Origin of the sequence: Aliiroseovarius pelagivivens, from assembly GCF_900302485.1 — a bacterium.
In the GTDB taxonomy this organism is placed as follows: domain Bacteria; phylum Pseudomonadota; class Alphaproteobacteria; order Rhodobacterales; family Rhodobacteraceae; genus Aliiroseovarius; species Aliiroseovarius pelagivivens.
Genome location: NZ_OMOI01000002.1, coordinates 114,854 through 129,218 on the forward strand (window position 1 = coordinate 114,854; position 14,365 = coordinate 129,218).

Sequence of the window (14,365 nt, forward strand, 5' to 3'; positions counted from 1 at the left end):
AGATGTGGGGCGCGGCACGTATGAGGTCAAGAAGAGACGAGACACAGCAATGCGCCACGGCGGACAAATCCTTGTCGATCACCTGAAAACCGAAGGCGTCAGCCGCGTATTTTCCGTACCCGGCGAAAGCTTTCTGGCCGCACTGGACGGGCTATATGACAGCGGGATTGAAAACGTCGTCTGCCGGCAGGAAGGCGGGGCCGCCATGATGGCCGAGGCGCATGGCAAGCTGACCGGCGCGCCGGGTGTTCTGTTCGTGACGCGCGGTCCGGGGGCGACGAATGCGTCTTCCGGCATTCACGTGGCGATGCAGGACGCGACACCGATGGTGGTTTTCGTCGGACAAATCGCGCGCGCGCATCGTGATCGTGGCGCGTTTCAAGAAGTCGATTATCGCGCCTTCTTCGGCCCGCTGGCCAAATGGTCCTGCGAGGTCGACCAGACCGAACGCCTGCCTGAATACCTTGCCCGCGCCTTCCACGTGGCCCGCACTGGGCGCCCGGGGCCCGTCGTCGTGGCGCTGCCCGAGGATATGCTGAGTGATGTGGCCGACGTGCCGGATCGCCCCGCCGTGCCTGCTACACAGGGCCGCGTTTCCAGCGCGGACGCGGGTGCGATGCTGGCAGCAATCGAGACCTCGGCGCGTCCGCTTTTGATCGCAGGCGGACCGGGTTGGACCGCTGACGCAGGCGCGGACCTCATGGCATTCGCCGCCCAAAACGCCTTGCCCGTCGCCACCGCGTTCCGCCGACAGGATTACGTCGACAACCGCCATCCAAATTATGTCGGAGATCTTGGCCTTGGCATCAACCCGGCGCTGAAGACCATGTTCGACGAGGCCGACACGCTGGTCGTTCTGGGTAGCCGTCTGGGCGACATCCTGACCGGCAGCTACGAGATGCTGGATCCGATCCACACCGGAAAACGCATCGTGCATGTCTATCCCTGCGCCGAGGAATTGGGGCGTGTCTATCATGCGGATCAGACTGTTCTAGCGACTGGCCCGGCAGCGATTGCAGCGCTGAGTGAACCGCCCGCGCTGTCCGCAACCCCTTGGGCCGATTGGACGCAACAGGGCCGCGCCGCCTATGACGCTTTCCAAGCCCCGATCGAAACCCCCGGCCCGGTCAAGTTGGAACGCATCATGCATTGGCTGTCGGACACACTGCCCGACAACACTATCATGACGAATGGAGCAGGAAACTACGCCACATGGCTGCACCGCTATTTCCGTTTCAAGGAATACGGCACGCAGCTTGCCCCGACCTCAGGCTCGATGGGCTATGGCTTCCCGGCAGCAGTTGCAGCCAGCCTTCAGCACCCCGATCGCACCGTGATTGCATGGTTAGGGGATGGCGAGTTTCAGATGACCTTGAACGAGATGTCGACCGCTGTGCAGCACGGGGCAAAACCCATTGCGATCATTGTGAACAACGGGCGTTATGGCACCATTAGGATGCACCAAGAACGCACTTATCCGGCGCGCGTCTCGGGCACCGATATGGCGAATCCTGAATTCGCAGATCTGGCCCGTGCCTATGGAGGCCACGGCGAAACCGTCACCAAGGGCGAAGACTTCGAAGCTGCTTTCCAACGCGCAAAAGCGTCCGGAAAGCTGGCCGTGATCGATTTGGAGGTAGACCCGCAAGTCGCCACGCCGGGCCTGACTTTGGATCAGTTGCGCGCACAGGGCGAGGCGGGGTAACCGCCACGCCCTGTCGCTAAGGCTCAGCCCTTCGGCATCTCCATCAGTTCGGCCAGATGGATCGTGCCCATCTGGATGAAACTGTTTTCACTGGCAATCGCCAAGGCCGTGTCCGCATCCGGTGCGTTGATCACGCAAAACCCCATCATCGGCTGCTTGAACCCTTCGCGGTGACCATCGCCATCCACGGTCCATTGCGCCTTGAATGGCGTCTCGGGCATCTCGAACACATCCGCGTATTTGGCAATCCACGCCTTATACGCGGCCTGCATCTCGGCCTTCTTGTCGTCGGGCACGTCCGTAGGCTCGTGATACGCCATGTAAAACTTCGGCATCGTTTTTCCTCCCGTATTTGGGATCAGTATTCGACCCCAATTTGCGCCTTGATGCCTGACCGGAACGGGTGTTTTACCAATTCCATCTCGGTCACCAGATCGGCAATCTCGATCAGATCGTCCGACGCATTGCGCCCGGTCAGGACCACATGGGTCATGTCGGGTTTTTCTTCGACCAAAAACTTCACGACCTCGTTCACGTCGACATAGTCGTAACGAATGGCGATGTTGATCTCGTCCAGCAGGACCATCTTGTTGGACGGATCGCGGATCAGATCTTTCGACTTCTCCCACGCGGCCTGTGCCATTTCGATGTCACGGGTGCGGTCCTGCGTTTCCCAGGTGAAGCCTTCACCCATCGTGTAGAATTCGCAGATGTCGCTGAACTTGGCGTTGATCAGATCACGCTCGCCGCAATCCATCCCGCCCTTGATGAACTGCACCACGGCGCATTTCATATCAGCCGCAATGCAGCGGAAGATCATCCCGAACGCGGCCGAGCTTTTGCCCTTGCCCTTGCCCGTATGCACGATGATCAGACCCTTCTTGTCGGTCTTCGTCGCCATGATCTTGTCACGGGCGGCTTTCTTCTTTGCCATCTTTGTGGCGTGGCGATCGGGATCTACGGTCATTCTGGCCTCACTTTGGAATGTCATGCCAGTGTGAGAGCACACTCCTCCAGATGCAAGAGCGGGCGCCCTGAAAATCAGGACGCCCGTCTATTTTGGCCACCGTGAGTGGTATATTACTCGGCTGGTACGGCCGAGCTGAGTCCGCGGCCAAAATGCTGTTTGTTCAAGCGAACAACCAGAACAATCATCGCCATTTGGAATGCAATCGCAATGGCGGAAATCACCCAGTACATCAGCGAGAACTTGTCAATCACGCCCGCTTTCACCAAGCCGGAGTTCAGGAAGAACTGCAACAGAACCGACAGGGCAACGCCCGGGCAGACCAGCGCATAGGAACCGGGCGAGGTCTCGTTTCCGAAGACAAAGCTTTTCCAATAGCCAACGCGCGACAGCACAACCAGACCCAAGAGACCGAACAGCACCTGTACAGCGATCAGACGGGCAAGGAAGATCATGGTTTCCGCAGCCGAGCCGTGCACATCAAAGGTCACGTGCATACCGTGATCCTGACGCAGGAACATGATGCCAAGAATGGTCATCAGCGGGATGACGATCATCAGGGTCGGGGCAGCTTCCTTGGCAGTCCCGTGATGCAGCATCGAGTTGAAGGCCGTGAACAGGGCCAGTGCGGCATAGACGATCGAGCCCACACCGAAGAAGGTCGAGCCCACCAGCGACACGCCAACAACGATGGTGTTTGTGCTCATCGCGGCGGGGGCGGCAAACCCCACGGCGGTCATTGCCAGAGCGAAGGCAGGCAGCATCTGTGCAAAGCTGTTATGGGCAGTCACGTCGAAGACGCCACCCTTGGACAGAACGCGACCAAGGAAATCGCCGATATAGCTCAGCGCCAGAATGCCGATGGCCAGGAAGGCGGCCATGGCGAAGGGGAACAGGTACTCTACGATCGACCACAGGCCGGGCACGAAGACCAGACCGGCCACGAACATGCCGTTCACGCTCATCGCCAAGGCCAGCGGCATGGCAAGGATGGTGGTTTCCGCGTTCGAGTTCTTCAGCGCAGTGTAAGCTTCGGTTTTGCGGAAGGCCGAGAAGCTTTTCAGGTTCCAGATCAGGTATTTCAGGTTCAGGAAGACCATCGCGGCGATGCCGACCCACGCGACGACGATGGCGGTTTGCATCCCCATCGACCCGGTGGTGAATGCGGCCATGATGTCCTCAAATACGGGTACGGGCTTGCCCGGGTGGTTCACCCAGAACATCAGGTACATGAAGAAGGTGACCGACAGGCCACCGGCCCCGACCGAGGCGAGGAAGTAGAGCGGCGAATATTTATCCGCGGGACGAGAGGTTTGCATCGGATTTCTCCATTCATATTCTATTTCTTGAATATCTTATAATTGCAAATGCAACTGTTAGCAAGTCGTCAGACTGCACATGTTGTCGCGGGGCGAAAATGCACGGATTTACCGATTGTTAACCAAGACAACGCAATGTGCAGGGGAAGGAGACATCAACTATGCGCCTTGCCCATTCCCTTTGTTTTCTGGCCCTTTCAGCCCTCGCTTCCTGCGACAGCCCCAGCCCGCAATTCATGCATCGCGACACCGCCACCACGCGGGTCGAGGTCGAGGGCTCTACCTTTTCGGTGCATCAGCGCGAGAACTGGGTCGAGGTCTATCGCATCGGATTCGAGGCGCTGCCCCGCGTTCCGGTGATTCTGGCCCGCGCGAAGATCGCAATTGAACAGGCCACAGGCTGTAAGGTGGTCAAAGGGTCGCTCAGCGGCGATCAGGCCATTCAGAGGGCCGAGATTGACTGCGACGCGGCTTAGTCGGCCGGCTTCGGCGTCACCGTCTTGGAGAACTCGAATGACGTTGGGTGATCAAAGCCCGGATGGCGGTGTGTGCCAGTCTTGGTGAACCCCAGCCGCTCGAACGTACGTTGGTTCTCGACCAGTTCGACCCGCGTTTTCAGACGCAGAACCGACAGTTGCAAAGCACGCGCACGTTGTTCAGCCAGCTGGATCAATGCCCGCGCCAGCCCCTGCCGCTGCGCGTTTGGATGGACCGCAAGTTTACCAAGATAAAGCTCGGGCGGATTTGCGTCGGGGCGCGGTGTCAGAAACACGCAAGCCTGTTCGTCGATCACCCAGACCTCTCCTGTCCGGACCTGTGCGGCGATCCCATCCTCGGTCAACTGATGCAAAGAACTCGGCGGATCAATCCGCCCCTCCATCCCAGCGAAGGCAGTGCGAAGCAGCGCCAGAACCGGCGCCATATCTTCGTCCGCCCTGAGCCGTCGCGGTATCACCGGATCTGGTCCAGCATCGCCCGGGCCGAGTTTGACCGTGGCGTCCACAGCCCGCGTTCAATCGCTTCGCGCAGACGTTCGGCGATTTCCTTCAGCGCCGGGTCGTTGTGATCCTCGATGAACTCGCGCGTGTCGTCATCCTCGATGAAGGCGCTGTACACCAGATCGAAGTGATGGCTACGCACCGCGCCCGTGGTGGCTGCGAAGGCGAACATATAGTCGACCGTCGCCGCAATCTCGAACGCGCCTTTATATCCGTGGCGTTTCACCCCATCGATCCATTTTGGGTTCACAACGCGCGAGCGGACCACGCGGCCAATCTCGTCTTCCAGCGTGCGGATCACTGGGCGTTCAGGGCGCGAGTGGTCGTTGTGATAGATCGGTCGATCGCGACCCTGAAGGGTCGACACAGCCGCTGCTGCGCCACCTTCGAACTGATAGTAGTCGTCGCTGTCCAGAAGGTCGTGCTCGCGGTTGTCTTGGTTCTGCACGATGGCCTCGACCTGTCCCAGTCGCGCCTCGAACCCTTCGCGGTCGCGGGTGCCTTCGCTGCCCGCCCCATACGCATAGCCACCCCATTCCAGATAAGCTTCGGCCAGATCTGCCTTATCGGCCCAAAGCCGTTCGTCGATCATCGCCTGAAGCCCTGCGCCGTAAGCGCCGGGTTTCGAACCATAGACCCGCGACGCGCCCTCGCCCGCCCGCACACGCGCGGCGGCGGGGTTCACATCATCGGGCTCATCCATCGCCTGCACAGCGCGGGCGGCGCTATCGACCAACGAAATCAGCTGCGGAAAGGCATCGCGGAAGAAGCCTGACACACGCAGGGTCACATCCACGCGCGGACGGCCAAGCGCCGAGGACGGGATCACTTCGAACCCGGTCACGCGGCGATTGGCGCTATCCCATTTAGGCTTCACCCCCATCAGCGCCAAGGCTTGTGCAATGTCATCGCCGCCGGTGCGCATGTTGGCGGTACCCCATGCCGTCACCAGCATCGAACGTGGCCAGTCGCCATGGGTCTGTAGGTGTTTGTCGATCAGTAGGCTGGCTGATTTCCAGCCCAGCGCCCACGCGGTCGGCGTCGGCACAGCACGGCTGTCGACCGAGAAGAAATTGCGCCCCGTGGGTAGAACATCCAAACGTCCGCGGGTGGGGGCGCCGGATGGCGCAGGGGCGACGAATTGCCCGGCAAGGGCGGTGAGAAGCCCCTCCCCCTCGTCCGGCCCACAGGCCCGCACCGAGGGCAAAACCTGCGCATGATAGGCGTCAAGAACCGGGCGAGTTACGGCGAACTCTTCCGGCACTTCATCCCACGCGACTGCCGCCTGCGCCAGCAGCTCCAACCGTTCAACCGTATCGCCATTGCTACGCCAGTTGCCCGCCTCGATGGCTTCAAGGCGAGCGTGACGCGGGCCGTCATATTTGGCCGCCATGTCGCAATCCAGCGGATCAATATCCACTCTGCAATCGGCAGCCAAAGCCCGGATCAGAGACGCATCCCCGCCCTCGCCTTGCCCGCGCGGCACGCGGACCAGCGCGATGCCAAGGTCGCGCTCCAGATCACCCACCGGAGACTGCCCGAACACATGCAATCCATCGCGGATCTGCGCCTCTTTCAACTCGCAAAGATAGGCATCCAGCTTGGCCAGATCGCTGTCTTCATCTTCGCCCGACATGCCGACATCGGCATCCAAACCTGTGGCTTGGGTCAGCGTCAGGATTTCACGGCGAAGATGCACGATCCGACGGGGATCGACACCAGCGGCTTCATAGTATTCATCCACCAAAGCTTCCAGATCACGCAGCGGACCATAGGTCTCGGCCCGCGTCAGGGGCGGGGTCAGGTGGTCGATGATCACCGCCTGTGCGCGACGCTTGGCCTGCGTCCCTTCGCCGGGATCGTTCACGATGAAGGGATAGACGTGGGGCATCGGGCCCATCACGGCCTCGGGCCAGCAGGTCTCGGACAGGGCGACGGCCTTACCCGGCAACCATTCAAGGTTTCCGTGCTTGCCCATGTGCACCAGCGCGTGTGCGCCAAAGACGTGACGCAGCCAGAAATAGAAGGCGAGATAGTTGTGCGGCGGCACAAGGTCGGGCGAGTGATAGGTCTCGGTCGGATCGATGTTATAGCCACGCGCGGGCTGTACGCCGACGACAACGTTTCCGAACTCCAGAACCGACAGCGAAAATGACCCACAATCGACGTCACCCGGCGTGAAGAACGGGTCTTCTTCGGGCTTGCCCCAGCGGCTCTCAATCGCCTCACGCATCTCCCAAGGCAGTTGGCCATAGTTGATCTGATAGTCCGACATCGGCATGGTAACTCCGCCCGTACGTGCGGCCCGGTCGGTCAGCCAGTTGGTCGGCCCCGCCATCACGGCCTGCATCAAGGCGTCGCTGTCCGCAGGTGCGTCGGCAACTCTGTACCCCTGATCCGCCAGCAGCCCCAGCGCATGCACTACGGCGGCAGGCGTATCCAGCCCTACGCCGTTGGCCAGTCGCCCATCTTTGTTGGGATAGTTCGCCATGATCAGCGCGACTTTGCGCGATCCGGCCTCGGCCCGACGCAGACGCGCCCAGTTGGCGGCAAGCTCGGCCACGAATTGAACGCGATCCCCAAGCGCCATGTAGGTCGCAATGGGGCATTCGGTGGCTTCGTCAAAGAAAGCCTCGCCCTTGAAACTGATCGCGCGGGACAGGATGCGGCCGTCCACCTCTGGCAGGGCCACGTTCATGGCGATGTCGCGCGCAGACAGTCCGGTCAGTCCCTCGGCCCATGCCTCTTCGCTGGACCCGGCAAGCACCACTTGGAATACGGGCGCCGCATTGCACCACGGGGCTTCGAACGGGTTCTGGCTGGGGGCGTCGCCTTGGTGCGGCGAGCCGACGGCGAAGGAGGTGCAATTCAGGATAACCTCTGGCTTGGCCTCAGAAAATAGGCTCTCCAGCGTAGCCACAGACACCGGGTCTTTCAAAGACGCCACGAACACCGGCAACGGATTCAGCCCTTTGCGCAGCAACGACTTCACCAGCCGATTGATCGGGTTCAGCCCCGCGCCCTGCACCAGCGCGCGATAGAAGACGATGGGGACAACAGACGCTCCGTTGGTCCACGCCTCCTGCGCGGCGGACAGATCCGCAACGCCAGCACCCGGCCAATAGACGCCCGCGCGCAGCAAGGGGCGTGCGGCTTCAGGGCGCTCGCCGCTGTCCAGCATCGCCTTGGCATAACTCAGGAACCCAACCGAGTTCTCTGGCCCGCCTTCGACCAGATACGCCCAAAGCGCATCATAGTCTTCGTCCGGCACCGTCGACAGCGCCCGAAGCTCGGCGTCCGGCTTGTCGTCACCCGGCAACAGCGCCAAAGGCACGCCCGCGTCGCGCAGATGGGCCGCATATTGCTCGGCCCCATATTTCCAGTAACCGACGCCGCCCAACACGCGCGCCACGACCAACCGCGACTTCGTCGCGCAGTTGTCGATATGCAGATCAACCGACATCGGATGCGCCAGATGCATCATGTTGGCAAGACGCAGGCCGGGGGCGTCCGCCATCTCGGCCCGCGCCTGTGCAAGGCCGGCAAGTTCCGTGTCTGCCGCCGAAATGAACACCAGATCCGAAGGCGTCTGCCCCAGATCCACCGGTTCTTTTCCGTCATCAATGCTGCCCGGAGTGGCTGCCAGAAGATGCATGTCGCGTCCCTTGCGTTAAGATGTTATGGACCGGGCAAACGTGACCCGATCAAGGTGGACCCAATGGATTACAAAGCAGCAGGCGCGCCGAAACCCGCCAAAGGCACCCCGCGCCATTCCGAACATAATGCTCGCGGCACAGCGAAAAATCCGCTGAACCGTAAAGACGACAAGGCTGCGTTGCTGGCCCGGATGAAAGCCGCAGCGGCCAAAAAAGACTGAGGCCCGCTCACAGCTTTTTCTCCATGAAGAGAGAGCTGTTGGCCTCGGGATAGTCTCCGAACGGACCGCACTTGGTAAATCCGGCCCGTTCGTACAGACGGTGCGCCGCATAGAGCACATTGCCGGTTTCCAGCTTCATCGCCGCGTGGCCTTGCGCACAAGAGGCGGCTTCGATCTGCTGAAGCAGGGCCTCGCCCACGCCTTTCCCGCGCGCATCCGGCGAGACGAACATGGACTTCACCTCGCCATAGTCGCCTTTATCGGCGAGCGCCCCGGTGCCCAGCACCACGTCGCCCTCGCGCGCCACGAAGAACGAGATATCGGGCACGCAAAGGTCATCGATATCCAGAAAAAAGTTGTCCTCGGACGAAAACAGGCTCTCCATCAGGGCATGGCTTTGCTTTAGCAGCGCCGTAGCCTGAGGATCACGCGGATCGCCGGGAACAACTTCAATCGTCATGCGGTTAGCGCCTGTTCGATGGCTGTGCGGTCAAGACCCGACTGACCGATGACCACCAGCCGCGTTTCGCGGGCCTGGGTGCCAAAGGGTTGGTCGAAATACGTGTCCACACGCGGACCAACAGCTTGAAGCGTCAGACGCATCGGCTTGCCTTCAACGGCCGCGAAGCCTTTCAGACGCAGAATGTTGTTGGCGCGGATCACCTCGGCGACCTTTTCGGCAAAAGCTTTCGGGTCTGAGACTTCCCCCAGCGTAACCACGAAGCTTTCAAACGCATCATGGTCGTGATCGTGGTGGTGGTGATGGTCGTCATGATGGTGGTCATCATCGTGATCATGATGGTGATGGTCGTCGTCATGGTCATGGTGGTGATCATCGTGGTGATGATGCCCCTTCTCGTGCAGCGATAGACGTGCATCCATGTCATCCTCGGCGCCCATGCCCTGCCCCAGCAGAACCTCGACCGGCAGCGCACCCATGGTCGAGCGGACCACCTGAACTCCATCGCGGCTTTCACCGGTCAGCCGCGAGACCAACTGATCCGCTTCGCCATCGGCAAGAAGATCGGACTTGTTGACGACGATCATGTCGGCGCAAGTGACCTGATCCTTGAACAGCTCTGACAGAGGCGTTTCGTGATCTAGGTTCTCGTCCAGCTTGCGCTGGGCTTCGACGGCATCCAGGTTGGACGCGAACTGACCGTCAAACACGGCCTTGCCGTCCACCACGGTCACAACTCCATCCACGGTCACGCGGGTCGAGATCTCGGGCCATTGGAAAGCACGCACCAAGGGTTGCGGCAGCGCCAGACCCGAGGTTTCAATCACGATGTGATCAGGGGGCGTGTCGCGGTCCAGAAGCTTTTCAAGCGTCGGAATGAAATCCTCGGCCACGGTGCAACAGATGCAGCCGTTCGACAGCTCCATGATGTCATCCTCGGTGCAGGTTTCGTCCCCACAACCTTTCAGGATGTCGCCATCCACGCCCAGATCACCAAACTCGTTGATGATCAGCGCGATGCGCTTGCCCTTGGCGTTGTCCAGCATGTGGCGGATCAGGGTCGTCTTGCCCGCGCCCAGAAAACCGGTGACCACGGTGGCAGGAATCTTTGCTTGCATCTTATCCTCCTTCGCCCGTCTCCCCGACGGGTGGGTTGCATGTGCGCATGGCAGGTCTCCTGGCTTTGCGGGTCGAAGCGCGCCGCCGCCTTCCCGACCCTTAGGGCCAGTGGCGCTGGCGGGCGCTCTCCGCTTACAGTCGCGGGGGCGGCTGCACCATCAGACCCCGGATTGGGTCGTCCCCGGTGCATTCCCTTTTGTCCCAATGGGAACCATGCCGAACTTCTTTGCCGTGCAAGCGGGTAAAGGGTCAAGATCGAAACCGACGTCGCAAGCGGGAATGGCGGCAAGACGACCACGCCCCTTCAGCCACAAAAGCAATATCTTGTGGATAACTCACCCATTTCGACCACATATCGTTCCTCACCGTTGACTCCTGCACAATCCCTTCGAACAATCATCCAACAGTAAGAATCAATTATGAGGCAGACCGCTTGCGGTTTTCAAAACTCCGTCTGAATGGCTTTAAAAGCTTTGTAGACCCGACCGATCTGGTGATCGCGGACGGGCTGACGGGTGTTGTGGGTCCGAATGGCTGCGGCAAATCCAACCTTCTGGAAGCGCTGCGCTGGGTCATGGGCGAGAACCGCCCGACTGCCATGCGCGGCGGCGGGATGGAGGACGTGATCTTCGCCGGGGCATCAAGCCGCCCTGCCCGCAACTTTGCCGAAGTATCCCTGCTTTTGGACAACAGCGAACGGCTTGCGCCATCCGGGTTCAACGAAAGCGACAACCTTGAGATCGTGCGCCGGATCACCCGCGACGCCGGATCCGCCTATAAGGTCAACACCAAAGACGTCCGCGCGCGTGACGTTCAAATGCTGTTCGCCGATGCCTCAACCGGGGCGCATTCGCCCGCGCTGGTACGGCAGGGTCAGATTTCCGAGCTGATCAACGCCAAACCCAAAGCGCGTCGTCGCATTTTGGAAGAGGCCGCCGGGATCTCGGGTCTGTATCAGCGCCGGCACGAAGCCGAGCTGAAACTGAAAGGCACCGAGACCAATCTGGCGCGCATCGATGATGTGATCGAACAGCTGGCCTCTCAGCTGGGGCAGTTGGCGCGACAGGCCCGCCAAGCCGCGCGGTATCGCACCATCGGTGACGACCTGCGTCGGGCTGAAGGGCTGCTTCTGTATCGCCGCTGGAAAGAAGCTGACGCCGCCCGCGCCGATGCACAGACCCAGTTGACCGACCGTGTAAAGGCCGCCGCCGCCGCTGAAGGTGCTTCGCGTCAAGCGACCAAAGCCCGACAGGACGCCGAAGACCGCCTGCCACCCCTGCGCGAGGAAGAGGCCATCGCCGCCGCAATCCTGCAACGTCTGCAAGTTCAGCGCGACCAATTGTCAGATCAGGAAAGCCAAGCCCGCGAACGGATCGAGACCCTGACAAGCCGCATCACCCAACTGACCCGCGATATTGATCGGGAAAGTGGGCTGAACAAAGACGCCGGCGAAACGATCGAGCGGTTGGAATGGGAACAGGCGCAAATTGCCAAGGCGTCTGAAGGTCATGGAGACGTGCTTGAAGCATCCAATGCCGATGCGCGCGACAGTGCCGCGATCTTGCAGGAACGTGAAGCTGACCTGACCCAACTGACGGAAGACGTCGCGCGGCTGGCCGCGCGCCACCAATCCGCTCACCGCCTGTTGGATGACAGCCGTAAAACGCTTGAGAAAAGTGAAGCCGAGGCCACGCGAGCACGCTCCGCAATGGACGACGCCAAGGGGGCCGTGGATAAGGCGGGTACGGATTTTAACGCGGCTGGCGTGGCGCAAACCTCTGCCGCCAAAGCGTCTGAGGATGCGGAAGCCGCACTTGTCGCAGCTGATGAAGCCCGTTCCGAAGCGCAGTCGCGCGAAGCCGACGCCCGCGCCGCCCGATCGTCCGCTGAAGGCGAAGTGAACGCCCTTCATGCCGAGGTTCAGGCGCTGTCCCGTCTGGTCGAACGCGACTCGGCTGAAGGTACGCAAGTGCTGGACAGTCTGCGTGTCAAATCTGGGTACGAGAAAGCTTTGGGTGCGGCGCTCGCCGATGATCTGCGTGCCCCTGAAATTGATGGCGAAGCACCGTCTGGTTGGGCACTATTACCGGGGTATTCGCAAGCACAGGCCTTGCCCGATGGCGTGAATGCCCTGTCCAACTATGTCTCGGTGCCCGAAGTTTTGGCCCGCCGCATGAGCCAGATTGGTTTGGTCAGCACCGAAGACGCAGCGCGCCTTCAGGCAGACCTGAAACCCGGGCAGCGTCTGGTCTCGATGGAAGGCGATCTGTGGCGTTGGGACGGGTTCCGGGCGGGCGCCGAAGACCAACCCTCGACCGCCGCGTTGCGGCTTGAGCAGCTGAACCGCCTGCAAGAACTCAAGCAGGATCTGGAAGAAGCCACCGCCCGCGCCGATGGGGCCCGCGCAGCCCATGACGTACTAAAAACCCGTTTGGTCGAAACGACCGAGGCTGACAAGCGTGCCCGCGATGCGCGTCGCGATGCCGACCGCGCCGTGACCGAGGCCAACCGCGCCCTGTCGCGTGCCGAAGCAGATCGCAATATCGCGGAAGGCAAACTGGAAAACCTTGGGCTGGCGCTGAAACGCCACGAGGAAGAAGCCATGGGTGCGCGCCAGCGTCTGGCCGAGGCCGAACGCGGTGTTGCTGATCTGGGCGATTTGGATGCTGCCCGCACACAGGTGGAAGAAGTCAAAATGGCCGTGGAAGCCGCACGGATGACCATGATGTCCAAACGCTCGGCCCATGATGAACTGCGCCGCGAGGGCGAAGCACGCATCCGCCGCTCTCAGGAAATCACCAAGGAAATCTCGGGCTGGAAGCACCGTCTGGAAACCGCTGGCAAACGGATTGCCGAATTGGAAGAGCGCAAGACGGAAAACGAAGCCGAACTGAAGGACGCTCAGGCCGCGCCAGACGAACTGGCCGCCAAGCGAGACGAGTTGGCCGATGCTATTGGCGAAGCTGAAACACGGCTTAAGGCGGCCGGCGACAAGTTGGCCGAAGGCGAAACCGCCGAGCGCGAAGCGGCTAATGCTGAACGCGACGCAGAACGCGCCGCCGGCGAAGCCCGCGAGGCCCGCGCCCGTGCCGAAGCCCGTGCAGACGCCGCCCGCGAGACAGTGACCCTTGCTGCCGAGCGCATTCAGGAAGAGATGGAGACCACGCCGGACGCTCTTTTGGAAACGCTGGATGCGGACCCCGAAAAGATGCCTTCGTCCGAGCAGATCGAACACGATGTGAACCGTTTGAAACGCCAGCGAGATTCCTTGGGCGCGGTCAACCTGCGCGCCGAAGAAGACGCCAAGGAAGTTCAGGAAGAACACGATCATCTGCTGTCTGAAAAGACCGATCTGGAAGAAGCAATCAAGAAGCTGCGCTCGGGTATTTCCAGTCTGAACAAGGAAGGACGCGAGCGTCTGTTGACCGCGTTCGAGCAGGTGAACGAAAGCTTCGGCACCCTGTTCCAGCATCTGTTTGGTGGCGGCGAAGCCAAGCTGGTGCTGGTCGAAAGCGACGATCCGCTGGATGCGGGGCTGGAAATCATGTGCCAACCGCCGGGCAAGAAGCTGTCGACACTCAGCCTGCTGTCGGGCGGCGAACAGACCTTGACTGCGCTGGCCCTGATCTTTGCCGTCTTCCTTGCCAACCCCGCCCCGATCTGTGTGCTGGACGAGGTCGACGCGCCGCTGGATGACGCCAACGTCACGCGCTTCTGTGACCTGCTGGACGAGATGACCCGCCGCACGAACACGCGCTTCCTGATCATCACCCACCACGCGGTGACGATGGCACGGATGGACCGGTTGTTTGGTGTAACTATGGCTGAACAGGGTGTCAGCCAGCTGGTGAGTGTTGACCTGAAAAAGGCCGAGCAAATGGTCGCCTGACCCGGCAACGCCCTTGCCCCACCGCGATCAT

11 protein-coding genes and 1 riboswitch are annotated in these 14,365 nt (G+C 61.0%); of the genes, 4 read left to right on the forward strand and 7 right to left on the reverse strand.

The features are described from left to right. Nucleotides 1-49 precede the first annotated feature (49 nt). Entirely contained in the window at nt 50-1,705 is a 1,656-nt protein-coding gene (locus ALP8811_RS12785) for a thiamine pyrophosphate-binding protein (RefSeq protein ID WP_108857651.1), read from the forward strand. A 23-nt stretch (nt 1,706-1,728) separates the two neighbouring features. Here ALP8811_RS12785 and ALP8811_RS12790 read toward each other — a convergent pair whose 3' ends face one another. The 3 genes from ALP8811_RS12790 to ALP8811_RS12800 form a co-directional block, all read right to left on the reverse strand. Beyond that, nucleotides 1,729-2,040 (reverse strand): YciI family protein, encoded by a 312-nt coding sequence (locus tag ALP8811_RS12790; RefSeq protein WP_108857652.1) that lies wholly within the window; start codon nt 2,038-2,040, stop codon nt 1,729-1,731. A 23-nt stretch (nt 2,041-2,063) separates the two neighbouring features. After that, a complete protein-coding gene (gene cobO / locus ALP8811_RS12795) occupies nt 2,064-2,672 on the reverse strand; it encodes a cob(I)yrinic acid a,c-diamide adenosyltransferase (protein WP_108857653.1) in 609 nt (202 codons plus the stop codon). A 113-nt stretch (nt 2,673-2,785) separates the two neighbouring features. Further along, on the reverse strand, nt 2,786-3,991 hold the full coding sequence (locus tag ALP8811_RS12800; RefSeq protein ID WP_108857654.1) for a TsoY family (seleno)protein: 1,206 nt from the start codon (nt 3,989-3,991) through the stop codon (nt 2,786-2,788). A gap of 236 nt (nt 3,992-4,227) precedes the next feature. Between ALP8811_RS12800 and ALP8811_RS12805 the strand changes: the two genes are divergently transcribed. Next, complete coding sequence (locus ALP8811_RS12805; protein WP_146184026.1) at nt 4,228-4,467, forward strand: hypothetical protein; 240 nt, start codon at nt 4,228-4,230, stop codon at nt 4,465-4,467. Here ALP8811_RS12805 and ALP8811_RS12810 read toward each other — a convergent pair. Then, nucleotides 4,464-4,913: a GNAT family N-acetyltransferase gene (locus tag ALP8811_RS12810; RefSeq protein WP_108857656.1), complete on the reverse strand. Its 450-nt coding sequence runs from the start codon at nt 4,911-4,913 to the stop codon at nt 4,464-4,466. The two genes, ALP8811_RS12805 and ALP8811_RS12810, sit on opposite strands and share 4 nt — an antisense overlap. Before the next feature lie 29 nt (nt 4,914-4,942). Beyond that, nucleotides 4,943-8,644 (reverse strand): cobaltochelatase subunit CobN, encoded by a 3,702-nt coding sequence (cobN, locus tag ALP8811_RS12815; protein WP_108857657.1) that lies wholly within the window; start codon nt 8,642-8,644, stop codon nt 4,943-4,945. Between the two features lie 63 nt (nt 8,645-8,707). Between cobN and ALP8811_RS16390 the strand changes: the two genes are divergently transcribed. Continuing rightward, entirely contained in the window at nt 8,708-8,866 is a 159-nt protein-coding gene (locus ALP8811_RS16390; RefSeq protein WP_181363769.1) for a hypothetical protein, read from the forward strand. 7 nt (nt 8,867-8,873) lie between these two features. Here the strand turns inward: ALP8811_RS16390 and ALP8811_RS12820 are convergent, their stop codons facing one another. Then, on the reverse strand, nt 8,874-9,326 hold the full coding sequence (locus ALP8811_RS12820) for a GNAT family N-acetyltransferase (RefSeq protein ID WP_108857658.1): 453 nt from the start codon (nt 9,324-9,326) through the stop codon (nt 8,874-8,876). Next, nucleotides 9,323-10,444, reverse strand: coding sequence for a cobalamin biosynthesis protein CobW (gene cobW / locus ALP8811_RS12825; RefSeq protein ID WP_108857659.1), 1,122 nt, complete (start codon nt 10,442-10,444; stop codon nt 9,323-9,325). Before cobW ends, ALP8811_RS12820 begins: the two co-directional genes overlap by 4 nt. A 32-nt stretch (nt 10,445-10,476) precedes the next feature. Continuing rightward, a riboswitch (cobalamin riboswitch) is annotated at nt 10,477-10,676 on the reverse strand. 202 nt (nt 10,677-10,878) lie between these two features. On the opposite strand from cobW, the gene smc reads away from it, so the two are divergent. Further along, on the forward strand, nt 10,879-14,334 hold the full coding sequence (gene smc, locus ALP8811_RS12830) for a chromosome segregation protein SMC (protein ID WP_108857660.1): 3,456 nt from the start codon (nt 10,879-10,881) through the stop codon (nt 14,332-14,334). The last annotated feature ends 31 nt before the right edge of the window (nt 14,335-14,365 follow it).